Here is a 24299-nt window from a genome sequence, read left to right on the forward strand (position 1 = left end):
GAAGATCAGCAGCTTGTCTTTTTCTCTCGGGGTCAATTCCATGGGTTCTCCGGGGCGGCTGCGGCAGGGTTCGGGGTGCCGGGGTGCAAGAATGGTGCCACAGGAATGGGTCCCTCAGGGCTGGTTTTCCCTCTGTGGCATGGAATCTGCACTTCAGCAGGATCCGCCTTATGACGTATTGACGCCCGCACCCATGGACACCCCGGCCGCACCGCTGCCCCTGCCTGCGCAGGCCGCGCCCCCGTGGGCGCCTGCGCCGCTGGCCGCGGATGGGCTCGAAGCGCCGGTGCAACGCATCATCAAGGTCAGGCGCGACTACAACAGCTGGGTCGCCAGCGAAACCATGGAAGACTACGCGCTGCGCTTCACGCCGCAGCGTTTTCGCAAATGGTCCGAGTGGCGTGTCGCCAACACCGCCTTTGGCGCAGCCTCGTTTTTGATTCTGGAAGCGGTGGGCGCCACCCTGCTGGTGCAGTACGGTTTCACCAACGCCTTCTGGGCCATCGTCGCCACCGGGCTGATCATCTTCATGGCCGGTTTGCCGATCAGCATCTATGCGGCGCGTTACGGCGTGGACATGGATCTGTTGACCCGCGGCGCAGGTTTCGGCTACATCGGCTCGACTTTGACCTCGCTGATCTACGCGTCCTTCACCTTCATCTTTTTCGCGCTGGAAGCGGCCGTCATGGCCTACGCGCTGGAGCTGGCACTGGGCATTCCACCGAGCTGGGGCTACCTGATTTGCGCGTTGGTGGTGATTCCGCTGGTGACTTATGGCGTGTCTGTCATCAGCCGCCTGCAGATCTGGACCCAGCCGCTCTGGCTGCTCATGCTGGTGGTTCCATTTATCTATGTTTTGGTGCGCGACCCGAGCGCCTTCGCGGGAATAACGCACTATAAAGGGGAGAAAGGTGTCAATTCGGGATTTGATGTGCACTTATTTGGTGCTGCTCTGACGGTCGGCATTGCCCTGATCACCCAAATGGGGGAGCAGGCCGACTATCTGCGCTTCATGCCGGCGCGCACCGAAGCCACGCGGCGCCGCTGGTGGGCCGGTGTGCTGGCCGGCGGTCCGGGCTGGGTGCTGCTGGGCGTGGTCAAGATGCTTGGCGGTGCTTTTCTGGCTTACCTGGCGATACAGCACATGGTGCCGCTGGACCGCGCGGTGGACCCGAACCAGATGTACCTGGCGGCTTATGAGTACGTGTTTCCACATTACGGCTGGGCGGTGGCCGCCACCGCGCTGTTCGTCGTGATTTCTCAGCTCAAGATCAATGTCACCAACGCCTATGCAGGCTCGCTGGCCTGGTCCAACTTTTTCTCGCGCCTGACGCACAGCCACCCGGGCCGCGTGGTCTGGGTGGTGTTCAACACCCTGATTGCCTTCATGCTGATGGAAATGGATGTGTTCCAGGCTCTCGGCGACGTGCTGGGCCTGTACTCCAACATCGCGATTGCCTGGATGATGGCGGTGGTGGCCGATCTGGTCATCAACAAACCGCTGGGCCTGTCACCCAAAGGCATCGAATTCAAACGCGCCCACCTCTACGATATCAATCCGGTCGGTGTCGGTGCGATGGCGCTCGCATCGCTGCTGTCGGTGAGCGCGCACCTGGGCCTGTTCGGCCCGCTGGCACAGGCATTTTCCGCATTGATCGCGCTGGGCACGGCCTTTGTCACTTCGCCGCTGATTGCCTGGGCCACCAAAGGGCGTTATTACATTGCCCGCAAGGGCGAGGCGCCCGAAACGGATGCGCAAGGCAACTACAAACCGTATGCGCTCAAGCGCTGCGTGATCTGCGAGCGGGACTACGAAGGCCCGGACATGGCGCATTGCCCGGCCTACCAGGGGCCCATCTGCTCGCTGTGCTGCACGCTGGACGCGCGCTGCGGCGACTTGTGCAAGCCGCAGGCCAGCCTGTCGGCGCAATGGTCGGCCACCCTGCGCTGGCTGCTGCCGCGCCGCATCTGGCCCTACCTCGACACCGGCCTGGGCCACTTCCTGCTGCTGATGTTGATCGTTGTGCCGCTGTTGGCCAGCGTGTTCGGCCTGTTGTACCGGCAGGAGCTGACGGCGCTGCTGATGGCTGCGACAGACACGGAAGTGATGGAGGCGCCCGCGGCCGCCTTGCGTTCAGGGTTTCTCAAGGCCTACATGGCGCTGCTGGTGATTGCCGGGCTGGTGGCCTGGTGGCTGGTGCTGGCGCACAAGAGCCGCCAGGTGGCGCAGGAGGAGTCGAACCGCCAGACCCATCTGCTGATGAAGGAAATCGAGTCGCACCGCCAGACCGACGAGGCGCTGCAGCAGGCCAAACGTGTGGCGGACCTCGCCAACCAGGCCAAGAGCCGCTACATCAGCGCCATCAGCCACGAGCTTCGCACGCCGCTCAACAGCATCCTTGGTTACGCGCAGCTGATGGGGGAGGACCAGTCCATTCCGGCGCATCGCCAGCAAGCCGTGGGCGTGATCAAACGCGGCGGTGAGCACTTGCTGTCGTTGATCGAAGGAACGCTGGACATTGCGCGCATCGAAAGCGGCAAACTCACGCTCAACGTCAAACCCATGTACTTTGCCGACCTGGTGCAGGAGATGGCCGGCATGTTCGAACTGGAGGCGCAGGCCAAAGGCCTGGCCTTCCAGTTTGAATCCGAAGGCGTGATACCGGTCGTGGTGCGTGCTGACGAAAAACGCGTGCGGCAAATCCTCATCAACCTGCTGGGCAATGCCATCAAGTTCACTTCCAAAGGCCGCATCGGCCTGCGCCTGCGTTATGCACGCGAGATGGCCAGCATTGAAATTGAAGACACCGGCCCGGGCCTGTCGGCGCAGGAGATTGAACGTATTTTCGAGCCCTTCACGCGCGCTGCGACGCCCGGACCGGCAGCCCCAGGCGCCGGGTTGGGCCTGACGATTGCCAAGATGCTGACCGACCTGATGGGCGGAGAGCTGACGGTGTCGAGTACGCCGGATGTCGGCTCGGTATTTCGCGTCAAGCTGTTTTTGCCCGAAGTGCGGCTGGCGTCCGGCGCGGCGTTGCCGGTACCATCGTCACGTGCGCACAAGGCGCGTTACGGCTACGCGGGAGCGCGCCGGCGTGTGCTGGTGGTGGACAACGAAGAAGCCGACCGTGAGCTGCTGGCCAATGTGCTGGAGCCGCTCGGCTTCGAAATACGCACGGCCGCCAGCGGCCACGACTGCCTGGATCTGCTGGCCGCTGGCTACCGGCCCGAGGTCATCCTGATGGACCTGGCCATGCCCGGTATTGACGGCTGGGAAACCATACGCCGCGTGCGTGCGGCGGGTCATTCAGACATTCACCTGGCCATCGTGTCGGCCAACGCCTTTGACAAGGGGCTGGAGAATGATGCGGGTATCCTGCTGGAAGACTTCATCCTCAAACCGGTGCGGCACAGCGAGCTGCTGGACTGGCTGGAGCGGCGCCTGTCGCTGGTCTGGCTGGATGCACCGCCGCTATCCGCCACACCCGTGGCAGCCGTAGGCCCGCGGGTCTACCCGGCGGCGGCGCAGCTTGATGCGCTGCGTGAAGTTGTCAGCCTGGGGTATTACCGGGGCATCATGACCACGCTCGACGAGATCGAGGAGGCCCAGCCGCAAAGTGCCAGTTTTGCCGCCGAGATGCGTGCCCTGGCACGCCAGTTCCAGTTCGAAACCATGAGCCAGCAACTCAGCCAGGTGAACTCATGAGCCGCCAGGCCGTTCCCAAGGCGAATACCGAAGCTCTTGGAGCGGAGGTTATTCTATGACCCACCGGCCCCTGAAGCAGACTCTGGACCGCGCCAACAGCGACGTGGTGCTGATCGTCGACGATGTGCCCGACAACTTGTCGGTGCTGCATGACGCACTTGATGAATCCGGCTTTACAGTGCTGGTGGCCACGCACGGTGAAGCTGCGTTGCAGCGTGCCGCCCAGGCCTTGCCTGATATCGTGCTGCTCGACGCCATGATGCCCGGCATGGACGGGTTCGAGGTGGCCAAGCGCCTGAAGGCCGACGCCAGAACGGCGCACATTCCCATCATCTTCATGACGGGGCTGACCGAGACCGAGTACCTGGTCGCCGCGCTCGAGTCGGGCGGCGTGGACTATGTTGTCAAACCCATCAAGCCTCAGGAGGTGCTGGCGCGTATTGGCGTACACCTGCAAAGCGCACGCGAAAAGCGCCAGGCGCGCAATGCGCTGGACGCCTTTGGTTACGCCACCATCACCGTGCGTGTGAGCGATGGCAAGCTGATGTGGCAAACCCCACTCGCGCGCGACCTGCTGCTGCAGTACTACGGCACCCATGCGCCCCAGACACCGGAGCCAGTGCTGACCTGGCTGCGCCGCAACCTGGCTGATGCCGAACGGCAAATCGAGCCGCCACGCCTGAGCTGCGCAAGTGCGGACCACGGGGCCAGGCGACTGACTTTTCGCCTGCACCAGCAGACGGGCGACGGCGACTGGTTAATCATCATGCGCGAAGAGTCGGACGAAACCGTGATCCAGGCCATGAGCCTGAGTTTCAAACTCACCGCCCGCGAAGCCGAGGTGTTGTACTGGGTGGTCAAGGGGAAGATCAACCGCGACATCGGCGACATTCTGGGCACCAGCCCCATGACGGTGAAAAAACATCTGGAGCGCGTGTTTGCCAAGCTCGGCGTCGAAACCCGCACCGCCGCGGCTGGCATGGCCATGAGCCGGATCAGGCTGCTGAATCCGCAGTTTGAACAGTGAATAGAGCCCCCACGGTCGCCCACTGCGTGTAGCTCCCTGCCCCCCTAGGGGGCTGCTGCGCCTGCGGGCCGGCGGAGCCGGACCCGCGGCCCCTGCTTGAATGAGACCGGCACTTCACGGTCGCTTGAAGGGCCTCACGCGTGGGGCTGGGCTGGTTTGTGCAGACAGTCGCGGTAACGGTTACAATAAGAGCTTCGGTAAAGCATCAGCTTTTTACATCGAAGCCCCTTCACCACGCGGCTTCCTTCTCAAATGCGGCGCTTCCAAGAGCCCGAATTCACAGTGTTTTCAGTGCCCCTACAGCGCTGAACCCTCTCAAACACTGTTCCATTTCCCGGCGAGCACTTCCCCAACGGTGCCCACGCAAGGCTCAGCAGCCCAGCCCCTGGCAAAGGCGTGGCGGTTAGAAACCGAACACGTTGGCTTGCTTGCAAGTCATTTATTTCCCTATTTATCAAGCCGGGAAACATACCCGGCATAGACTTTATGAACACTGATCACACCAACATCGCGGTGGGCAAGTACCTTGTCTCCCCGCTCGCCAAACCGCAAGGCGCTGGCCTTTACGCGGCTTCGGTCTCCATCCGTTCCGGACGCGGCAGCGCCACGCATGACCGCGTGCTGCGTTTCAGCGGGCTTTTTGACAGCGCCGCCGCAGCGCTGCATTACGCAACCGAACACGCGCTGGGCTGGATCCATGAGCGGTCCGCCCCGGCTTGCGCCTGAAGCCACGCCTGTCCGACAAATTTTTCAAATTCCCAAGGAGTTTTCATCATGGCCAAAGAAGAACTGATTGAAATGCACGGACTGGTCAACGAAGTGCTGCCCGATTCGCGCTTTCGCGTCACCCTGGACAACGGCCACAAGCTGGTGGCTTACACCTCCGGCAAGATGCGCAAGAACCACATTCGCATTCTGGCGGGTGACCAGGTGTCGCTGGAACTGTCCCCTTACGACCTGAGCAAGGGCCGCATCACTTTCCGGCATATCGCTGGCCGTGGCCCCGGCCCGTCGCGCAGTCATTGAATAGTTTTTTTTGACTGTTTTGGCTTCCAGCCATTGCTGGACGGGCGCCGAAAGCTATCTAATTAGTAGCGCTTGGCGTCCCGGCATCAGCGCTGAGCCGCGCTCCCGGCGGAAACCGGCGGCCGCGCCATCCACGCAAACATCGACGAGCGCATTGCTTCCTCGACCGACATTTCTATCGGCTGCACCCATTCAACCGGCACGAACACGGTGTAGCCGCCAATCATGTAACCCATGGGCAGGTAGACCGCCACTCGTTCTCCCGGCAAAAAACCTGCAGGCAGGTCGGCGAAGCTGCGGCGTGTGATCAGGCCGACGATTTCCACCGCGTGGTCCGGCATGCGCAGGATCACCACACTTTGCTCGCCCTGTTTTCCCGAAGGTGAAAAGTAGTCGGCAAAACTCTTGAGCGACGAATAAATGCTTTTGACGACCGGCAGATTGGTAAACGGAAGCTCGACAAACGACAGTGCCTTGCGCACGCGATGGTTGGACATGAGGTAGCCAATCACCACGATCCCCAGAACGCCGAACACCAATCCCATGCCCGGTATATAAAAGCTGCCGAACAGAGGACGCAGAACCCACAAGGTCATGGCCTCCATCCATGCCAACAGCAGATACAGGACGTACAGCGTCAGGGCCAGCGGCAAAATAGTGAGTAGCCCGCGGAAGAAATATTTGTACAGTTTTTTCATGGTGGGTTAAAAAATGCGAAACCTTTCGTGACCACGCTGCTGGGCCACGCCCAATATACCCAGGCTTTGGGCTGAAAATGCCCGCTGCGTTTCCCGGGGCGATGTAGGCTTGGCCCTACCTTCTTTTGGGACCGCTTCCGGCACTTTGGACCCAGGGGCTTGTTTATCTTTGACTCCTTACTCAATTAACAAGGAGAAGATACATGCCCATCATTGCATGGTTACTTGGTGTACCGATCAGTGTCATCATCCTGCTGATGCTGTTCGGCGTTTTTTAAGAATTCCTTTATCTCCCGTGCTTCGCAAACTGATCATTTTTGCCATAACTTCCGGGTTGGCGGCCAAACTCTACCGCAGATATCTCGGCAAGCACAGCGAGCCCGTCGTGCCTGTGCGTCAACCTGCCACCCGGCGCCGGCGCGCCGGAACACGCGCTGATCAGACTTGAAAAGCCCCGGCCCATTGTGAGGAGCTGGGGCTTTTTTATGCCCAGCCGCCTCCCAGGGGGCGCTCAGTGGACCCGGGTCAACGGCCCAAAGCACGCCTTCAGTGTCGCGTTCTCGCAGACCAGCAGCTTGTCGCGTTGCGGGCTGAATTGAATGAAACGCGTGCTCTGTTCGCCCGGGCCTTCCAGCAGGGCACCGGAACAATCCTTTTTGTCGTTTTGCCGCACCACGGTTTCCACCAGTTTGTAGAAACCACCGGCGTCCGGCAAGGTGGTGATTTCGTACGTTTTCTCTGCGACTTCCTGTCCGCTCGTGCCGAGCATGGTGCGGTTGCTGCGGTACTGCCAGGTTTCCGTGCAACTGCCGCCAAACAGCGACCAGGTCCACGTGCCCACCAGAGGATGGGCAGGGACGGGTTCGCCGGCCGCATGGAGCAGGGGGACGGAGGTGAGCAGGCAGGCCGTCAAAAGCAGGGTTCGCAATCTTTTTTCCTCGGGTCAGGAGTTATTGGGTCGAGGGCAGGGCACCATGCTACTACTCCGGCGAGGGGCGTCTGGCGCTGAGCGGCTTGCTTGTCGGGCAACAGGTGTGAGATGTGTGCGCCTGTAGCCCTTTCCGGATGGCGTACGCCGCTATTGTTTTGGAGGCATGTCGGGAAGGTCTCGGTACCCTCTGGTCCGAGTTCTCTTTGCTGGCCACATCTGGTAACCAGCTTCATCTTGCAGACGGTAAGGCAACACGGCGCAGATACCGCAGAGGCCTTCAATGGGTTGGCAGCATCTGGCGCTGCAATCCAGCGCGCTGCTCTGGCACCTGTTGCCGGCAGCGCGAAATATCTGACCAACCGGAGAAATGCATGATTAAAAAACTATCCTTCCTGCTTGTCACTATTACCGGTCTGGCCGGTTGTGTGGCGGTGCCTTATGACAGCGGTCGGCCTTCTTATCGGCCGCATGGCGGCTTCTACCATGGTGACCGCGACCGTGATGGCGTTCGGAACCGCGCGGACCGCGACCGCGATGGGGACGGCGTGCCCAACCGCCGTGACAGGCGGCCCGACAATCCGCGTCTTTATTAGGGCAGAACAGCGGGCCACCGCAGCAGCGAACTCAAGTTTTCGGCCCAAGGCGTCGTTATAGTGGGGGCAGGTTCGAAAACCGCCTGGAAAGCACCATGAAGAAACCTGTCCCCCTCCTTGCGTTTCTGTTGCTCGGCATATTCACCCGGCTTCAGGCCCAGCCCATCGGCGAAGTGGATACCGTGTTCAAGTTCATAGGGCCTGATCACAAGATCGTGGTTGACGCGCACGATGATCCCAAGGTCAAAGGCATCACCTGCTACGTTTCCCGCGCCAAAACCGGCGGAATCAAGGGCGCTGTGGGGCTGGCCGAGGACAGGTCGGAAGCGTCCATTGATTGCCGCCAGGTCGGGCCGCTTTCTTTTGCCCGGCCTTTGCCGCTGCAGGAGGAGGTTTTTAGCGAGAGGATTTCGCTGATTTTCAAGAAAATACGCATTGTGCGCATGGTCGATGTTGCTCGCAACACCCTGGTTTACCTGACATACTCTGATCGGGTGATTGAAGGCTCGCCGCAAAACAGTGTGGCAGCCGTTCCCGTCGATGGCGCGATCAAAATTCCGTTGCAGCCCTGACCATGCACGAAAAGAAAGTTTTAGCCCCCGAATTTTGCCTACAGGCTTGGAGGGCAGTGGCTGACATGCAAAACACGGACTTATCCGCACTCATGATTTTTCAGAAAGCGCGCACTTGATCATGGGACAGGCTTACCCCGGTTCGCGGTAGCGCCATTCTTGTACAGAAGACACAGGCAAGCATGACGCACCAACCTTTTCTCATACCGCCGCCAGTTCGTCGGGGCCGGTTGCCGGCGTGCGCGCCCAAGTTTGCTGATCGTGCAACTGTCCGCCAGGAGGCCCAGCGGTGACCCGCGAGGAGGAACTGCTCCAGGCCAACGAAAGGCTGAAAGCCCAACTGGCTGAACTTGCGGCCGCCAAGGAAGGTCTGGCGCTTGAACTCACCGAACAAAAGCGCAAGGTGGACGTGCTCAAGAGCAGCGTGCAGGGATTGCGCGAACTGGCCACCATTTCGGCCGACTGGTACTGGGAGCAAGACGCTGAACACCGCTTTGTCAGGTTTTCCGGTGAGCAGGCGACGGAAAATCTGGACACCGAGCGCGACAGCCATATCGGCACGCGGCGCTGGGAGTTGCCGGGCGTCGTTCCCCTCAGCGATACCTGGGAAGGTCATCGCGCCGTGCTGGATGCGCACCAGCCCTTCCGCAACTTCGAATACATGCGGACGCTGGGCGATGATCTGCCGCATTATCTGTCCGTCAGCGGCATTCCGGTGTTTGACGACCAGAACCGTTTCCTCGGTTACCGGGGAACTGTGCACGACATCACCGACATCAAGCGCTCGGAAGAGGCGCAGCGAAAACTGTCCCAGTTTCTCGACGAAGTTGTCGGCAACATCCCGATCGCCGTCCAGCTGAAAGCGGTGCAGGACGGGCACCGGATAGCGTTGTGGAACAAGGCGGCCGAAACCCTGTATGGGCTGACGCGCGACGAGGCGATGGGCCACACCGTTCATGAGCTCTGGCCAGAATCGGTCGCAGACCGTATGCATGCCTCCGACCTGGAAGTGGTTGCCAACGGTGTTACCCGGGATTTTCCCGACCGCACGATTCCCTCCAGAACCGGTGAGACCATACGCCTTCATGTGCGCAAGGTGCCGCTGAGAAACGCCGCTGGCGAGGTAAGCCATATCCTCATCACCTCCGAAGATATGACGGAACGCCTGGAGGCGGAGGACCGCCTGCGCCGCAGTCAGGAGCGTTTTCGCAGCCTGACGCAGCTTTCCTCGGACTGGTACTGGGAGCTTGACGACCAGTTCCGCTTCACCAGGGTATCCAGTGGGGCAGCCCGTTTTGGCAGGCTTCCTGCCGGGGTAGGAGACCAGGCCCTCATCAGCGAATACATCGGCAAGACCCGGTGGGAGATCGACGACACGCCCGGCAACAAGGACGCCTGGGCCTTGCACCGCGCGCAGTTGGAAAAACACGAAACCTTCCGCGACTTCGAATACGAACGCGTGGACATGGACGGAAAGCGGATTGTTTTTTCTATCAGCGGCGAGCCTGTTTTTGCTGCCGATGGCAAGTTCATGGGTTATCGCGGTGTGGGCACCGACATCACCGCCCGCCTGGAAGCCCAAGCCAGCCTGCGTCGCAGCCAGGAACGTTTTCGCAGCCTGACGCAGCTTTCCTCGGACTGGTACTGGGAGCAGGACACCCAGTTCCGCAATGTCTTTGTTTCCAACGACTCGGGCCAGTCTCTTGCCGGCACCCAGAATGTCGGGGAGGGGAAATGCCGTTGGGACGTTCCCAGCGCCACGCCCCTTCTCGGCAACTGGGAAGACCACAAGGCGCTTCTCGCGGCGCATCTGCCGTTCCGGAATTTCGAGTACCAGCTGACCGGTGACGATGGCAACGTGATCTATCGCAGCGTGAGCGGTGAACCGGTGTTTGCTGCCGATGGATCTTTCACGGGTTACCGCGGCGTGGGTGCTGACATCACGTTGCGCAAGCAGACCGAACTGGCATTGCGGACCAGCGAAGCGCGTTTTCGCAGCGTGGTGTCCGCCTTGGCCGAAGGGGTGGTCCTGCGCGACGCGGAGGGGCGAATCGTCAATTGCAATGCCAGCGCCGAGCGCATTTTCGGCAAGACCCTGGCCCAGATGGAGGGGCAAACCGTTGCCGGGCCGGAGTGGGAAATGCTCAAGGAAGACGGCTCGCTGATGCCCGAGGACGAGCACCCCAACGCCGTTGCCCGGCGCACTGGTTTGCCTCAGTCCAACGCGGTGGTGTGTTATCGCAAGCCCGACGGCAACATCCTGTGGGCATTGCTCAATGTGCAGCCCCTGTTCAACGGGACTTCCCGCACACCATCAGGCTACGTTACCACCGTCACCGACATCAGCAAGCGCAAGCGCGATGAAATGGAAATTGTCCGACTCAATGTGGACCTTGAAAAACGTGTGATGCGCAGGACGGCCCAGCTGGAAGTGGCCAACACCGAGCTGGAGGCATTTTCCTATTCCGTGGCGCACGACCTGCGTTCTCCGCTGAGTACCATCGACGGTTATTGCGCTCTGCTGCAGAAAGCTGTGCCCGCCGAAGCCGGGGAGCGCGTCCAGCACTATGTAGACCGGATACGCGGCGGCGTGCGGCGCATGGGCGAACTCACCGACGGGCTGCTCTCTCTGGCCAAATTGTCGCGCACCAGCTTGAACTGGGAGGCGGTAGACCTCAGCGCCGAGGCGGCCAGGGTTCTCGCCCAGTTGTCCGAGAATGAGCCCGGGCGCGACCTCCGGGCAACTGTTGAGCCGGGCCTGATGGCAAACGCGGATGCCGCGCTGCTCCGGCAGGTTCTCGAAAACCTGCTTGGCAATGCCTGGAAGTTCACTGCAAGAAAAACCACGACCGAAATCACGGTCGGCAGGGAAAACGGCGCGGATCTGCAGCCTGTGTATTTTGTCAGGGACAATGGCGCGGGTTTTGACATGGCTTATGCGGACAAGCTGTTCGGCACTTTCCAGCGTCTGCATTCTTCAGAAGAATTCGCCGGCAGCGGCATCGGTCTGGCCACGGTCAAGCGCATCATCACCCGCCACGGCGGGCGGATATGGGCGAGTTCCGTCCAGAACGAAGGCAGTACGTTTTATTTCACGCTCGGCGGCGACCAGGGCATCGCCGTGCAGGGAGACGAAACCACCGAAAACGACTCTGGTATTGCGCTGGCGTCCCGCCCGCGCGACGTGCTCAGGGGCACCAGGCAAGGGGAGGGCGGAGCCACAGGCTCGCCGCTCAGCAGCGACAACGACAGCCTGGTCAGCGATCAGCTGTTCAGCAATGCGTTCGAGCACTCGTCCATCGGCATGGCGCTGGTAGGCATCGACTCGAACCGGCTCAGGGTCAACAGTGCTTTTTGCCAGATGCTGGGGTACTCCGAAGCCGAGATGCTGGCGCGCTCTGTCAAGGACATCACCCATCCTGACGATGTCGAATGGGACTTGCTGCAGCGCAAACGGGCACTCGCCGGTGAAATTGAAACCTACCAGTGGGAAAAGCGCTACATCCACAAGTCGGGCCGCATTGTCTGGGGTTTCCTGAGTTGCTCGCTGGTGCGCGACGCCGACCGCAAGCCGCTTCACTTCATCTCGCAAATCCAGGACATCACCGAGCGCAAGGAAAGCGAGCGCGTTCTGCAGGAAAGCGAAGAGCGCTTCCGGATGCTGACCCAGCTGTCCTCTGACTGGTTCTGGGAGCAGGATGAAAATTTCCGTTTTGTTGAGGTCAAGGGCGAGCATAAGTCCGTCACCGCATCACCTAATCCTCAAGCCAGTATTTTTGGCAAAACACCTTGGGAGCTGGCCTCGGGCATGGACCCAGCCATCCTGGCGGAGCACAAAGCCCGGCATGAGCGGCATGAAGCTTTTCGCAATTTCGAGTTTTCCCGGCCTGGGCCCAATGGCGCGATGCGGTACATGAGCGTCAGTGGCGCGCCCATCTTTGATGCTGCCGGGCGTTTTACCGGTTACCGTTCGGTTGGCCGTGACATCACGGAAATACGCCGGGTCGGGGAAGCGCTACGGGACAGCGAGCACCAGCTTCGCGAGATCACGGACACGGTGCCCGCGCTGATTGCTTATGTGGACAAGGATCAATGTTTCCGCTTCCATAACCGCGCCTATGAAGAGGCCTTCGGTTTGTCTTATGAACAGTTTGACGGGAAACATTTGCGCGAAGTGATGGGCGACGAATTTTATGAGGTGGTGCGCCCTCGGGTCGATGAGGTCCTGACGGGTTATCCGGTGGCGTACGAGCGTACCCAGACCACCGCACGCGGCGACCAGCGCGACTACGTGGTCAACTATTTTCCGCGTTATGGTGATGGCGATGAGGAAGGGGAGGTCATCGGCTTTTACTCGCTGGCCACCGATGTCACCGAACTCAAACGCGTCGACCGCATGAAAAGCGAGTTTGTCTCCACGGTCAGCCACGAGTTGCGCACGCCGCTCACGTCCATTCGCGGCTCACTGGGCTTGATCTCCGGCGGCGTCGCCGGCCAGTTGCCCGATGCCGTTAAAACGCTGGTGGGCATTGCCAAGAACAACTGCGAGCGGCTGATCCGCCTGATCAACGACATTCTGGACATAGAAAAAATCGAGTCCGGCAAGATGCGCCTGGATCTGCAGGTGGTCGAACTCAGGCCCCTGCTGGTGCAAACGCTGGCGGCCAACGAAGGTTTTGGCACTGCGCAGAATGTCAGCCTGAGCCTGGACTTTCCGGAAGATGGCCTGCTGGTGCATGTAGACAGCGACCGCCTGGCCCAGGTCATGACCAACCTGCTGTCTAATTCGATGAAATTTTCACCGCCTGGCGGTGTGGTGGAAGTCCACGTGTCGCGGGCCGGCATTGGCGTGCGGGTGGAAGTGCGTGACCACGGACCGGGTATTCCGGAAGAGTTCCGCAAACGCATTTTCCAGAAGTTTTCCCAGGCCGACTCGTCCGATACGCGGCAGAAGGGCGGCACCGGGCTGGGCCTGAATATTTCACGCGCCATCGTCGAGCGCCTGGGCGGCAGCATTGGATTTGAGAGCGAAACCGGTGTGGGCACCACCTTCTTCTTTGAATTGCCCCTGTGGACCGAGCCGGTGCCAAGTCTTCCTCCGGTTGAGCGCACCTCCAGCCGGCCAAGGATCCTGATCTGCGAAGATGACCGCGACATCGCCCGCCTGATAGCCATGATGCTGGACAAGGGAGGTTTTGACAGCGACATGGTTTACCGCGGTTCGGACGCCCTGGCCTATCTGGCACACACCAGGTACGCCGCCATGACGCTGGATCTCAGGCTGCCGGATCAGGACGGCATTACACTGATCCGCACCTTGCGCAGCCAGGAGGGTACGCGCGAGCTGCCTATTGTGGTGGTCTCGGCCATGGCCGGGGAGGGACAGATCCAGTTCAACAACCCGCAAGATGTTTCTGACTGGCTCGAAAAGCCGATCGACGAAAACCTGCTGATCCTGGGCTTGCGGCGCGCCATCAAAGGCATGGCCGAGGGCAAGCCCCGCATCCTGCACGTGGAGGACGACCTGGACATCCAGCGTATCGCGGCGGCGATCATGCAGGACTTCGCCACTTTCGAATTTGCCGCTACCTTGCAGGAGGCCCGTGCGTGCCTGGTGGCTCAGGCGTTCGACCTGGTTCTGCTGGACCTGACCTTGCCGGGCGGATCAGGTTGGGACTTGCTCGCCGATATTGAAGCGCTGGACCGGCCGCCGCCGGTGGTGGTTTTTTCGGCGCACGAGATCAACCAGGCTGAGAAATCCCGGGCGGCCGCCGTGCTGATCAAGGCGCAAACCTCGAACGAGGAGTTGCTGAAAACCCTGCAGCAGGTGCTGGGCCAAAATCGCTGAGCGGGCCTGCGTTGGCTGCACATCGCAAAATTTTATACAAAATACGGTCCTAGCCCTTTGCTGCGGGAGCAGGTAGCTACTGTTTTTGTAGCAAATCACTCCGCCGGGGTATTCATCATTGCTGTGTAGCGGCGCTGCATTTCTTCAGGGGTCACCTCTTCAATGCTGTGCCCTACGCTCCAGCGGTGCCCGGAGGGGTCGCGAAAGCTGCCGGAGCGTTCCCCATAAAAATGGTCCTGCGCTGCCATGTCCAGGGTCGCACCCGCTTTCAGCGCCCGTGCGATCACTTCATCGCAATTGTCCACATGCAGATGCAGCGTCATGAAGGTGGGGCCACCGGCCTCTGGCGCCTGGATGCCGTATTCGGGGAATGCCTCGGAGATCATCAGGGTGGTCCCGGCGAAGTCCAGTTCCGCATGGCCCAAGCGCCCGCTGGGCTCGACCAGCCTGAATTTTTCGGTAGCGCCGAACACCCTGGTGTAAAACGCAATCGCTTCGGCCGCGTTTTTGACGTGGATGTAGGCAAACAGTTCGTGAATGGTCATGGTGGCTCCCGACGTGAAGTTTGAACAGGAAACCAGTCTATCGGCTCGCGTGGGCCAGGTCTTGAACAAAGTTGACCTGTGTCAGACCAGCGCAGGATGCCATGGCACCTATCTTCCGAAAGGCGGCGCGTTTACAGGCACATGGTTGGGCGACACGACAGGCGCCCGGCGGTATTGCTCCGGCGTGAGACCGGAGAACTGCCGGAATTCACGGTTGAAATGAGGCTGGTCGCTGTAGCCCGCGTTCAGTGCCACGTCGGGCAGGCTGAGCGCTTGCACGGCATCGGATCTCTGCATCGAACCCAGCGCATGTTGAAAGCGTTGTACCCGGCAGTACAGCTTGGGTGGCAGGCCAACCGCCTGTGAAAACTGGCGTATGAAATGGCGGTGGCTGTAGCCGCTTTGTACCACCGCTTCCCGCACACTACAGCCTGCCTTGAGTTCCGCCAGTGCGCGTGTGATCACCGGGTTGGCCGGCAGAGACACCGACCGCAGGCGCGCAAGCAACAGCGTTTGTATCAGGTGCATCCTTTCCGCCGGTGAGGCCATGGCGAGCAACTGCTCCCGCGTGCATGCCGCGCTGTAGCCCCATAGATCATCCAGCCGGGTGTGTTGTCCGGTCAGCTCATTGGCCGGCATGCCCAGCAGCGCCTGCGCTGCGCCTGGAAGCAATTGCACGCCTACGGCCTGCGAGTCAGCAGGCACATCCTTCGAATAGCAAGCTGCCCGCGCACCGCCCACCACGGCGTAACCCAGGGTTTGCCCGGCCGTATCGTGGGCGTTTTCAAAAATGCGGATGGGCGGTCCGGACAGGCGAATGACCAAGTGCATCTCGCCGGTAGGCAAGATGAACTCTCGGGTTTCCTTGGTGGGAGTCTGGCCAGCCTGCCCAGGCGTGCTGGTCCAGACGGACCGGATGAAGCCGGCGAGCGAAGGAAGCGGAGCCTGTTGCATGGGGCAGAGTAAGGGCTTCCGCTTCAGCCAAGTCAAATCAGAGCCGGCCCAGGTCCTGGATGGCGTCCACCACCATGCTGGTGCCCACGGCGATCAGCAGGATGTCGCCGGCTGCGCGCACATATTTGTGCCCTGAAGGGGGAAGACCCAGCTGGACGACCACCGCATGCGGCACGGGGTAAAACACCACGTCACGCGGCAACGGCTGGCCAATCACCCATTTTTTGGCCTGGCCCGGAGGCATGCAGCCATTGTTCTTTTTTGCCAGGCCTGGAGGGCAGCGGCCGGCGCTGGAGGGTTTGCCGTAATAGTCGCGAATCACCACGCGCTGCTGGTCGCCGAAGTAGGCGCCCACGCGGATGTCCTGCGCTGCAGGGCGCGCATGCTGGGCGTCCTGGCCGCCGTTGTGGGCTTTTCCACCCTTGTCGGCGTTGCCGCCAGACCGTTCTTTCTGCTCATGCTTCCCGCCTTTGCCCTGGCCGGCCCATTCTGGTTTTTCGGCCCATGCGCTGCCTGCCACGAAGGCAAGTGCCAGAACGAGAGGGAGCGCGCGCAATGGTGAAAGGGGCAGATTCATGAGGTGTCCTCGGTATGTTGTAGCGGGGCCAGGCTTGGGGCCTGACGTTTGGTGACTACTTTATAACGCGCCACTTGCGGTGCCGTTGGCCTTTTGGGTTAACAAACCAGGCTCCGGCGGTATTGTCCTACAGCGCGCCCGCGATGGCGCCTGCACGCGCATCGACATTCAAAAATCCGCTTCCAGCCCCGCGCATCAAGTCATTTACAGCCTGGCCCAGTCCGAATAATTGACCAGCGCCGGGCGCGGCGTATGGCCCAACAGTTTGTGCAGCGCGACAGACAGGGCACTGAGATCGTCGGCCTTGCTGATGACGAGCGCCGCGCCTTCCTCATAGGCCCTGGCTTCGAGCACGCTGTCCATGTAGCCCGAAATGATGATGACGGGCAGGTTGGCGCGCAGCAGTTTGACCTGCTTGAGCAGATCGACACCCGTATGGGTTTGCAGCCGGTAATCCGTCACCAGCACATCACAGCCGAAAGGGTTTGACTGCAGGCTTGCCAGTGCCTGCCGCGCGCTTTCATGGCAGGTGACGCGAAAGCCCGCTTGCGGCAGGGTTTCATTGACGAGCACCCGCATGGGCTCATAGTCGTCCACGTAAAAAACATGCGGGCTCCCGGAGCCTTCTTCATCAGATGCCGCGGCCTCCAGCGGCACGGCGGCGGGCAGGTAGATGTCGAAGGCCGTTCCGCGGCCCGGCTCCGGCGATATGTTGATCATGCCGTGCTGCCGCTCGATGATGCGGCGCACTTCTACCAGCGGCAGACGGCGCGCGCTGGCAGGCCGATCGTCGGTCTGTGCGGGTGCCGGCAGCACCCGGTGAAAGGGGCCGATGGCGGTCCGGCTGTTGTTGGTGATCACCAGCCGTGCGTAGCGCCTCGGCGGCAACCCGCCTTGCAGCTTGTCGGCGTCCAGGTCCAGCACCACGTCGTCCAGCAGCACCTCGCTCATTTCGACAACGATTTGTGTGGTCAAGCCCACCAGCGACTGCCAGGCCACGATGCAGGCGCTCAGCAGGGCATGCTCGAGCCGGTCGGCCTGGGTGAGCAGCCAGGGGTTTTCGTGGGAGAGCTCCAGTGCCAGTTCGACTTCGCCGGGAAGCAGGGCGCGAAAGCGGTCCATGGCGCGCAGCACAATGGGCTCTAGCCTTTGATTAACCGCTTCTTCAACATGCGGAACATCAACGTCGGCTTGCATTGGTTCTTCTCTCCGCAGCGTTGGTCAGGCAGGCGCGCTGGTCCAGCATGGTGCGCCCGGGGAAAGCGTAGGTCTTTTGCCTTAAGGCGTCAATAGTGTCAATGGCGTTATTGCAGCAGGGCGTACCGGATGCAAACAAGCCTGCCAGGCCTGCTGCCTGAGTTTTAGGGAAACAGGGCTGCAGCCCTTATGTAATGGGCGCAATAAGCTATCAAAAAAATAGCGGATAGCAAAACTGGTCCGACCGGTCAGCGACTTCTTTCCCCGTTCAGCGCGCTGTGGAATTCCTCACGCGACAAGGTGTTGTCCTTGTTGGCGTCGGCCTCGTCAAAGTGTCTGGCCACGCCGCGGAAACCGGAAGCTTCCTCGCGGCTGAGCTTGCCGTCCTTGTTGCTGTCGATGAAGGCGAATGCGCGCTCAATGTCCTTGGTCGCGTATTTGGGGGCGGCCGCGGTTACGGTGGCGTTGGCGGCCTGACCGGCCGGAGCCTGCGGCGCAGGCTGCGCATGCCCCGCAGTGGCCAGCACGGCCGCTGCGCTGAGGGCGAGCAGGAAACGCTCCTGCATTTGTGCTGCGGTAAAGACCATGGATCTCCCGAAAATGTGATTGAACATGAGCCTATTGGACGTCAGCAAGCGCCCGGGCACCAGCGTGCTTGCAGGCTGTTTCTCCGCTTTACATGCGAGGGCAGAGCGGAAACACTTCCTTGCGTCCCGGCGCCGCAGGGGTGAACTGGGTGCGAAGGGGCCTCAGAACCGGACCTTGACGAACGCTGACGGCCCTTTGAGCCGGGTTCTGAAGTGGGCATGGTTTCCGCCCTCGCGCGTCAGGTCGATGTCGGTCATGCCGTAGTCCAGCACCACGCCCACGTTTTTCAGCAGAAACCACTCCACCCCGACCGCGGCGTTGTAGATTTCCCCGCTCACGCGCCCACCGTTTTTCCTTGCACCGGACATATCGGCAAACAGGCGCAGGCTGCGGTTGATCGCATGGCACACCGATCTCGAGCAGCGGGGCGACTGCATCGTCGCTGTAGCTTTCGTTGATGCTGCCCGTGCTGCCGCCAACCGTCGCCGTGGCCCGGGCATCCAGGGCCGCGCGGTAATAAGCCGCACCTGCCCCCAGCCCCAGCACGGTATTGCCGGAGCCCAGCCACCATTTGTAGGCCAGCTTGGCAAAGTCCAGTTGCAGATCCACGTTGGCGCTGCCCGTGGTGGTGACCGTGCCGGAGCCCACGCTGGTGTTGCTGGCCAGCGCCGCCATAGTCACGGCGGTAGCGGTAGTAGTCAAAGGACAGCCCCTGGGTGTCAAACAGCAGCAGGTCTGCCTTGATGCGCGGCATGGTCACCCTGCTGCGCTCCACATCGCCGGAATCCAGCCGGCCAAAACTACGTGGTGCTGGTTTCCACCGTGGGCGGCATGGCACTTTTCGGACCCAACGGCTTTGTCATCGGCCCATTGGTGGCCGCCATGTTCATGGCCGCTTGGGGCATTGTTGCGAGGGCACGTGAAGAGGCGGCGCAGCCGCCTGCCGTGACCGCTGTGATCCAGCAAGCCCTTCCCGCCGAAGATTCAGGCAACAAGGACCTGTAGACTTTGTCGCAGGGACGTTATCAGTGAAAGGACATCAACATGTTTGCCAACCAGGATGCCATGGCCACCATCGCTGTCAAGGACATCGAAGCGGCCCGGCAGTTTTATGGACAGACGCTGGGCTTGATCCCGCTTGAAAGCGGGCAAGAAGGCGTACTGAGCTATCGCAGCGGCAAGGCCGTGCTGTTGGTGTATGTCTCGCAGTTTGCCGGCACCAACCAGGCGACGTCTGCCACCTGGAGCGTGGGCAATGACTTCGACAGCGTCATGGCCGCGCTGCGCGCAAAAGGAGTGGTTTTCGAGCGTTACGACATGCCCGGCATGAGCTTCAAGGACGGCGTGCACGCGACCGGCGATTTCAGGGGCGCGTGGTTCAAGGACCCGGATGGCAACGTGCTGCACGTGCTTAACCAGTGATGGACAAGGACATCACTGGCGCCGGTGCGGCCGCGCCGGCCAGGGCCACGCGCCGCGAATGGCTGGGGCTGGCCGTCATCGCCCTGCCGTGCGTGCTGTATTCGATGGACCTCACGGTCATGAACCTGGCCGTGCCGCACATCAGCGCCGACCTCAAGCCCACCGGTGCGCAGTTGCTGTGGATGGTGGACATCTACGGTTTCATGATTGCCGGCCTGCTGGTCACCATGGGCACGCTGGGCGACCGCATCGGGCGGCGCCGGCTGCTGCTGATCGGCGCTTTGGCTTTTGGCGCGGCATCGGTGCTTGCGGCGTTTTCAACCAGCGCCGAAATGCTGATTGCGACTCGCGCGCTGCTGGGCATCGCCGGGGCCACGCTGGCGCCGTCCACACTTTCGCTGATCCGCAACATGTTTCTCGACCCCGGACAACGCACGGTGGCCATCGGTGTCTGGATCACCAGCTACTCGGTCGGCGGCGCCATCGGCCCGCTGATCGGCGGTGCGTTGCTCGAACATTTCTGGTGGGGCTCGGTGTTTCTGGTCAGCGTGCCGGTGATGGTGCTGCTGCTGGTGCTCGGCCCAGTGCTGCTGCCCGAGTACAAGGACCCGCAGGCCGGGCGGCTGGATCTTCCGAGCGCTGCGCAGTCGCTGGCCGCGGTGCTGGCGGTGATCTATGGCCTCAAGCGCATCGCCGAAGGTGGCGTGGACACGGTCTCGCTGGTGTGTGTGGCTGCCGGCGTGGCCATGGGTATGGCTTTTGTGCGCCGGCAGCGCCGGCTGGCCAGCCCGCTGATTGACCTGGCGCTGTTCAGGGTCCCGGCTTTCAGCGCTGCATTGGCCATCAACATCTGCTGCTTTTTCGGCGCGTTCGGCGCTTTCCTGTTCATCGCCCAGTACCTGCAGTTGGTGGTGGGCCTGTCGCCTCTGCAGGCCGGGCTGTGGACCGTGCCTTCGGGTCTGGGTTTCATCGCCGGCTCCATGATGGCGCCGCAGGTGGTTCGGCATGTCTCGGTACGAAGGACGGTCACCGCGGCACTGCTCCTAGCCGCGCTGGGGTTTGGCGTGCTGAGCCAGGTCGGCGGGCCGCATGCGCTGGCTATCCTGGTGCTGGGCTCGGTGATTTTTTCGCTGGGCCTGGCGCCGGTGGCGACGCTGAGCACCGACCTGATTGTCGGCTCGGCACCGCCCGAGCGCGCCGGCGCCGCTGCGGCCTTGTCGGAAACCGGTTCCGAGTTTGGCGGTGCGCTGGGCATCGCCGTGCTGGGCAGCATCGTGACGGCCGTCTACCGCCATGCCATGGCCGACAACGTCCTCGAAGGCGTGGCGCCGGCTGCTGCGCAGGCCGCGCGCAGCACGCTGGGCGGCGCCGTGGCAGTGGCAGAGGAAATCGGAGGCAGCACTGGCTCCAGCCTGCTGGAGGCAGCGCGCGCGGCCTATGGGCAGTCCTTTCAGATGGTGGTAGGTATCAGTGGCCTTTTGCTGGTCGCCACCGCAGTGCTGGCGGGCTTGATGCTCAAGCAGGGGCGGGCCGGGGGAGGCAGTAGTCTGCAACCCGAAAATATCGAAACATGAAAGCGCGTCTTCACGCCCATGGCGGCGTTGCATCCTTGCGAAGGCGCTAGGGTGCGTCATCCATTGCGCCGAACGACAGCCGAAAACCTCAAGTAGAAGGACTGTTCACCCCCAGCTACCGGGTGCGATGTGCGCGTTGGCTACAGCTCAGAAGCGGCTTTCGGCTGTGGTTTACTGCGTGGCTATGCGCTGGAAGCGTACAATGGTCGCATGCTTTTTGTGGAACTTACTCCATTCATCGCCTTCAGGGCGGCGCACTAGGAAGATGAGGAACTTCGCTCTTTGCAGAATCACTTACTGGAGAACCCGAATGCAGGCAATGTGATTCGTGGGAGTTCGGGTTTGCGAAAACTGCGGTGGGCGGCTTCTGGGCGTGGCAAACGCGGCGGGGCCCGAGTTATTTATTACCACTATGTTTCAAGTGAACGTATTTATCTGATCTACGGCTACGTCAAAAGCGAGCAGGAAGACCTGACGCCGGAGCAAATCAAGCTGTTGGCGCAATTGATGAAGGACATTACCCATGGATAAACAACACTTCGACCAACTGGTTAAAGGCGTGAAAGAAATGAAGCGCCATATTGCCGGAAAAACCGTGCGCGGTGCCGTTGCGGAAGAACTCCCCGCGCCGGATGTACGAGTCATTCGAGAGGCCGCGCAGATCAGCCAAAGCCAGTTTGCCAAGCTGATTGGTGTGAACTTGCGCACGCTGCAAAACTGGGAGCAGCATCGCACGCGGCCTACAGGGCCGGCCCGGGCTTTGCTCAAAATTGTGGCGTCCAATCCCAAAGCGATTGAGGCGCTGCATTCTTGAGGGCGCAGCGCATAGCGTCAAGTGCTCCTGATTTAATAGCGTTCCACTAAACCGGCAGCAGTGGCAGCAGGCTCATGACCCACTCGCGAACGGCCTGCACAGCCGGGTCGGTGCGGCGGGCTTCCGGGTACACCAGGTGAAAGGGCTCGCCATGGAGCTCAGGCCCGAAAGGACAGACCAGCGTGCCGCGCCGCAACTCATCACCGATCAGGGCGCGGCTCATCAGTGCGACACCCTGGCCGGCCAACGCTGCAGAGATGGTGTGGGTCTCGTCCGAGAACACCGGCCCGGCCGACGCGTCCAGCCCGCGCACATTAGCCAGTTTTTGCCAGCCCGACCATCCTATCGGCACGCTTTTGGCGTTGGATGCATCGAAGTGCAGGAGGCCGTGGCGGGCCAGGTCTTTGGTGTGCACCAGCTTCAGGGCCGGGCTGCAGGTCGGCGCGAACACGTTGTCGAATAGCTTGTGCGCAACCAGGCCAGGCCAGCGGCCGCTGCCGTAACGGATCGCCACGTCGGCGCTGTGCCCGTCCAGCGCCACCGGCTCATGCGTGACATGAATGTGCAGGTCCAGCGCCGGGTGCTGCGCGCGCAGCAGTCCGACGTGGGGCAGCAGCCAACGCGCGGCCACGGCCGGCGTGGTTGACAGCGTCACGGTCTGGCGCTCGGGCACCGCGCGCAGCCGCGCCACAGTGCCGGCCAGCATGTCGAATGCGTTGCCAGAGGCATACATCAACTCGCGCCCGGCCGCCGTCAATTCAAGTTGCCGTGGCTTGCGCAGGAACAGCGTCACACCCAGCCAGTCTTCCAGCGTGCGCAACTGGTGGCTGATGGCTGTCGCCGTCACCGAGAGTTCCTCGGCCGCGAGTTTGGCGCTGCGGTGGCGTGCGGCGGCTTCGAAGGCCCGCAACGCAGACAGCGGCGGCAGGGTGCGGAAGGTCATGAACGGATGAGTTTAATTTTCTTAGTTGGCGAAAAATGGTCAGTTGCCGGCAAGGCATGCAGCCAGTAGATTACACCCGTTCGCCAACTCTTTAACATGAATTTAACTCAATCAAAGCGAGGTTTGCATGACTGTCCGGCTTCTCCATATCGACACCAGCGCCCGACCCGGGCGCGCCGGTGAACATCCCCACGGCTCCTATACCCGGCGCCTGAGCCATGCCTTTATCACCCGCTGGCAGGCCACGCGCCCCGGTGACCCGGTGGTGTACCGCGACTTGGCCGTCACGCCGCCCGTACCGGTTCAGCACGCATGGATACCGTCGGCCTTCACGCCCGAGGCGCAGCGCACGCCGGCGCAACAGGCCACGCTGGCTGAAAGCGACGCGCTGGTGCGCGAGCTGCGTGAGGCTGATGTGCTGGTGCTGGGCGTGCCCATGTACAACTTTGGCATGCCTTCCACGCTGAAAGCCTGGGTGGACGGCATCGTGCGTATCGGGCTGACATTCGGATTCGACCCCGGCCGCCCGGACCCCTACATGCCGCTGCTCGTCGAGCGCCCGCGCCGGGCCGTGCTGCTCACCTCGCGCGGCGGCCACGGCTTTGACGCTGGCGGGCCGCTGGCCGCGGTCAACCACGCCGACCCGGCGCTGCGCGACGTGTTGGCCTTCATTGGCATCACCGATGTGCACACCATTGCCGTCGAACATGAGGAAGAAGGCGGCGAAGTGCTGGCAGCGTCGCTGGCTGCAGCACTGGGCGCGATCGACGCATTGGTAGCGTCGACCCAGGCTTTTGCACCTGCTGCACTGTCCACCCGCGAAGCGCTTGCCGCGTAAGCTGCCGCTTGCTCGCTTTTTATGGGCGGAAAAACTGGCTTCAGCCCTTGTCCCACGGGCGCAACCAGCTATGTAGTTGATAGCAAAAAGGCGGCTTGGCTGCTCTGGCTCTCTGGCCTGGACGGCGTCCCTGGGTAGTCGTGGCGCGTTTTGCTGCGTGTAGTCCTCATCCTACATACGCCACCCGGCGTATAGCCCGCTTCTCCTTCGGTCCCCAGAATCACTTCATCGCTTCGTAAAGGCCCCTGGTGGCTTTTGCGGAGCGAAAAGTGATTGACCTACCTACCGGAGAAGCTTCAAATGCAACGTCGTTTTACCCTCAAGGCGCTTACTGCCGCCGTCGCCCTGGCGGGCCTCTCGGTTCTGCCAGCCCATGCCCAGTCGGGCGGCACCATCAAGGTGGGCATTCTGCACAGCCTGTCGGGCACCATGGCCATTTCGGAAAC

21 protein-coding genes and 2 pseudogenes are annotated in these 24299 nt (G+C 61.6%); 14 read left to right on the plus strand and 9 right to left on the minus strand.

Annotated features, from left to right (window positions below; translation table 11 throughout):
• The first annotated feature begins 139 nt into the window (after positions 1-139).
• From ABI660_RS16855 to infA, 4 genes are all read left to right on the plus strand, one after another.
• Positions 140-3706 (plus strand): ATP-binding protein, encoded by a 3567-nt coding sequence (locus tag ABI660_RS16855; RefSeq protein ID WP_348070208.1) that lies wholly within the window; start codon positions 140-142, stop codon positions 3704-3706.
• A gap of 55 nt (positions 3707-3761) precedes the next feature.
• On the plus strand, positions 3762-4733 hold the full coding sequence (locus tag ABI660_RS16860) for a response regulator transcription factor (protein WP_348070210.1): 972 nt from the start codon (positions 3762-3764) through the stop codon (positions 4731-4733).
• Positions 4734-5219: 486 nt separating this feature from the next.
• Entirely contained in the window at positions 5220-5459 is a 240-nt protein-coding gene (locus tag ABI660_RS16865; RefSeq protein WP_348070212.1) for a hypothetical protein, read from the plus strand.
• Between the two features lie 48 nt (positions 5460-5507).
• Complete coding sequence (gene infA / locus ABI660_RS16870) at positions 5508-5759, plus strand: translation initiation factor IF-1 (RefSeq protein ID WP_096662987.1); 252 nt, start codon at positions 5508-5510, stop codon at positions 5757-5759.
• Between the two features lie 86 nt (positions 5760-5845).
• Here the strand turns inward: infA and ABI660_RS16875 are convergent, their stop codons facing one another.
• Together ABI660_RS16875 and ABI660_RS16880 are read right to left on the minus strand one after the other, a co-directional pair.
• Positions 5846-6457 carry a DUF502 domain-containing protein gene (locus ABI660_RS16875; RefSeq protein WP_348070214.1) on the minus strand — a complete coding sequence of 204 codons (612 nt, stop codon included), beginning with the start codon at positions 6455-6457 and terminating at the stop codon, positions 5846-5848.
• Positions 6458-6968: 511 nt separating this feature from the next.
• Positions 6969-7385 (minus strand): hypothetical protein, encoded by a 417-nt coding sequence (locus ABI660_RS16880; RefSeq protein WP_348070216.1) that lies wholly within the window; start codon positions 7383-7385, stop codon positions 6969-6971.
• Between the two features lie 374 nt (positions 7386-7759).
• On the opposite strand from ABI660_RS16880, the gene ABI660_RS16885 reads away from it, so the two are divergent.
• From ABI660_RS16885 to ABI660_RS16895, 3 genes are all read left to right on the plus strand, one after another.
• Positions 7760-7981, plus strand: a complete 222-nt coding sequence (locus ABI660_RS16885; RefSeq protein ID WP_348070217.1) for a hypothetical protein — start codon at positions 7760-7762, stop codon at positions 7979-7981.
• A gap of 95 nt (positions 7982-8076) precedes the next feature.
• Positions 8077-8553, plus strand: coding sequence for a CreA family protein (locus ABI660_RS16890; protein ID WP_348070219.1), 477 nt, complete (start codon positions 8077-8079; stop codon positions 8551-8553).
• Between the two features lie 289 nt (positions 8554-8842).
• Positions 8843-14401, plus strand: coding sequence for a PAS domain S-box protein (locus ABI660_RS16895; protein WP_348070221.1), 5559 nt, complete (start codon positions 8843-8845; stop codon positions 14399-14401).
• Between the two features lie 95 nt (positions 14402-14496).
• On the opposite strand, the gene ABI660_RS16900 is transcribed toward ABI660_RS16895, so the two are convergent.
• The 6 genes from ABI660_RS16900 to ABI660_RS16925 all read right to left on the minus strand — a co-directional run bounded on the left by ABI660_RS16900 (position 14497) and on the right by ABI660_RS16925 (position 18699).
• Positions 14497-14946: a VOC family protein gene (locus ABI660_RS16900; RefSeq protein ID WP_348070223.1), complete on the minus strand. Its 450-nt coding sequence runs from the start codon at positions 14944-14946 to the stop codon at positions 14497-14499.
• 108 nt (positions 14947-15054) lie between these two features.
• Positions 15055-15900, minus strand: coding sequence for a helix-turn-helix transcriptional regulator (locus ABI660_RS16905; protein ID WP_348070225.1), 846 nt, complete (start codon positions 15898-15900; stop codon positions 15055-15057).
• A gap of 37 nt (positions 15901-15937) precedes the next feature.
• Positions 15938-16477 carry a hypothetical protein gene (locus ABI660_RS16910; protein WP_348070227.1) on the minus strand — a complete coding sequence of 180 codons (540 nt, stop codon included), beginning with the start codon at positions 16475-16477 and terminating at the stop codon, positions 15938-15940.
• Positions 16478-16681: 204 nt separating this feature from the next.
• Entirely contained in the window at positions 16682-17674 is a 993-nt protein-coding gene (locus ABI660_RS16915; protein WP_348070229.1) for a response regulator, read from the minus strand.
• Between the two features lie 248 nt (positions 17675-17922).
• A complete protein-coding gene (locus ABI660_RS16920; protein WP_348070231.1) occupies positions 17923-18261 on the minus strand; it encodes an EF-hand domain-containing protein in 339 nt (112 codons plus the stop codon).
• Between the two features lie 162 nt (positions 18262-18423).
• On the minus strand, positions 18424-18699 hold the full coding sequence (locus ABI660_RS16925) for a hypothetical protein (protein ID WP_348070233.1): 276 nt from the start codon (positions 18697-18699) through the stop codon (positions 18424-18426).
• 361 nt (positions 18700-19060) lie between these two features.
• On the opposite strand from ABI660_RS16925, the pseudogene ABI660_RS16930 reads away from it, so the two are divergent.
• The 5 genes and pseudogenes from ABI660_RS16930 to ABI660_RS16950 form a co-directional block, all read left to right on the plus strand.
• A pseudogene (locus ABI660_RS16930) lies at positions 19061-19267 on the plus strand (hypothetical protein); the annotation flags it as partial.
• Positions 19268-19306: 39 nt separating this feature from the next.
• Entirely contained in the window at positions 19307-19684 is a 378-nt protein-coding gene (locus ABI660_RS16935) for a VOC family protein (protein WP_348070235.1), read from the plus strand.
• Entirely contained in the window at positions 19684-21258 is a 1575-nt protein-coding gene (locus ABI660_RS16940; RefSeq protein WP_348070237.1) for an MFS transporter, read from the plus strand. The genes ABI660_RS16935 and ABI660_RS16940 overlap by 1 nt, the downstream gene beginning before the upstream one ends.
• 282 nt (positions 21259-21540) lie before the next feature.
• Positions 21541-21789 carry a type II toxin-antitoxin system RelE/ParE family toxin gene (locus ABI660_RS16945; RefSeq protein ID WP_348070239.1) on the plus strand — a complete coding sequence of 83 codons (249 nt, stop codon included), beginning with the start codon at positions 21541-21543 and terminating at the stop codon, positions 21787-21789.
• Positions 21782-22072, plus strand: a complete 291-nt coding sequence (locus ABI660_RS16950; protein ID WP_348070241.1) for a helix-turn-helix domain-containing protein — start codon at positions 21782-21784, stop codon at positions 22070-22072. Before ABI660_RS16945 ends, ABI660_RS16950 begins: the two co-directional genes overlap by 8 nt.
• Before the next feature lie 46 nt (positions 22073-22118).
• On the opposite strand, the gene ABI660_RS16955 is transcribed toward ABI660_RS16950, so the two are convergent.
• Positions 22119-23015: a LysR substrate-binding domain-containing protein gene (locus ABI660_RS16955; protein ID WP_348070243.1), complete on the minus strand. Its 897-nt coding sequence runs from the start codon at positions 23013-23015 to the stop codon at positions 22119-22121.
• 127 nt (positions 23016-23142) lie between these two features.
• Between ABI660_RS16955 and ABI660_RS16960 the strand changes: the two genes are divergently transcribed.
• Together ABI660_RS16960 and ABI660_RS16965 are read left to right on the plus strand one after the other, a co-directional pair.
• Positions 23143-23853, plus strand: coding sequence for an NAD(P)H-dependent oxidoreductase (locus ABI660_RS16960; protein WP_348070245.1), 711 nt, complete (start codon positions 23143-23145; stop codon positions 23851-23853).
• Between the two features lie 300 nt (positions 23854-24153).
• Positions 24154-24299, plus strand: a pseudogene (locus ABI660_RS16965) (urea ABC transporter substrate-binding protein); the annotation flags it as partial.

This window comes from Polaromonas sp. (assembly GCF_039930745.1).
Classification (GTDB): domain Bacteria; phylum Pseudomonadota; class Gammaproteobacteria; order Burkholderiales; family Burkholderiaceae_C; genus Polaromonas.

What these genes read in the sequence shown, in the direction of transcription:
- ABI660_RS16855 (WP_348070208.1), top strand. Translation starts at nt 140, where the DNA reads ATGGAATCTGCACTTCAGCAGGATCCGCCTTATGACGTATTGACGCCC.
- ABI660_RS16860 (WP_348070210.1), top strand. Translation starts at nt 3,762, where the DNA reads ATGACCCACCGGCCCCTGAAGCAGACTCTGGACCGCGCCAACAGCGAC.
- ABI660_RS16865 (WP_348070212.1), top strand. Translation starts at nt 5,220, where the DNA reads ATGAACACTGATCACACCAACATCGCGGTGGGCAAGTACCTTGTCTCC.
- infA (WP_096662987.1), top strand. Translation starts at nt 5,508, where the DNA reads ATGGCCAAAGAAGAACTGATTGAAATGCACGGACTGGTCAACGAAGTG.
- ABI660_RS16875 (WP_348070214.1), bottom strand. Translation starts at nt 6,457, where the DNA reads ATGAAAAAACTGTACAAATATTTCTTCCGCGGGCTACTCACTATTTTG.
- ABI660_RS16885 (WP_348070217.1), top strand. Translation starts at nt 7,760, where the DNA reads ATGATTAAAAAACTATCCTTCCTGCTTGTCACTATTACCGGTCTGGCC.
- ABI660_RS16890 (WP_348070219.1), top strand. Translation starts at nt 8,077, where the DNA reads ATGAAGAAACCTGTCCCCCTCCTTGCGTTTCTGTTGCTCGGCATATTC.
- ABI660_RS16900 (WP_348070223.1), bottom strand. Translation starts at nt 14,946, where the DNA reads ATGACCATTCACGAACTGTTTGCCTACATCCACGTCAAAAACGCGGCC.
- ABI660_RS16905 (WP_348070225.1), bottom strand. Translation starts at nt 15,900, where the DNA reads ATGCAACAGGCTCCGCTTCCTTCGCTCGCCGGCTTCATCCGGTCCGTC.
- ABI660_RS16910 (WP_348070227.1), bottom strand. Translation starts at nt 16,477, where the DNA reads ATGAATCTGCCCCTTTCACCATTGCGCGCGCTCCCTCTCGTTCTGGCA.
- ABI660_RS16915 (WP_348070229.1), bottom strand. Translation starts at nt 17,674, where the DNA reads ATGCAAGCCGACGTTGATGTTCCGCATGTTGAAGAAGCGGTTAATCAA.
- ABI660_RS16920 (WP_348070231.1), bottom strand. Translation starts at nt 18,261, where the DNA reads ATGGTCTTTACCGCAGCACAAATGCAGGAGCGTTTCCTGCTCGCCCTC.
- ABI660_RS16925 (WP_348070233.1), bottom strand. Translation starts at nt 18,699, where the DNA reads ATGCAGTCGCCCCGCTGCTCGAGATCGGTGTGCCATGCGATCAACCGC.
- ABI660_RS16935 (WP_348070235.1), top strand. Translation starts at nt 19,307, where the DNA reads ATGTTTGCCAACCAGGATGCCATGGCCACCATCGCTGTCAAGGACATC.
- ABI660_RS16940 (WP_348070237.1), top strand. Translation starts at nt 19,684, where the DNA reads ATGGACAAGGACATCACTGGCGCCGGTGCGGCCGCGCCGGCCAGGGCC.
- ABI660_RS16950 (WP_348070241.1), top strand. Translation starts at nt 21,782, where the DNA reads ATGGATAAACAACACTTCGACCAACTGGTTAAAGGCGTGAAAGAAATG.
- ABI660_RS16955 (WP_348070243.1), bottom strand. Translation starts at nt 23,015, where the DNA reads ATGACCTTCCGCACCCTGCCGCCGCTGTCTGCGTTGCGGGCCTTCGAA.
- ABI660_RS16960 (WP_348070245.1), top strand. Translation starts at nt 23,143, where the DNA reads ATGACTGTCCGGCTTCTCCATATCGACACCAGCGCCCGACCCGGGCGC.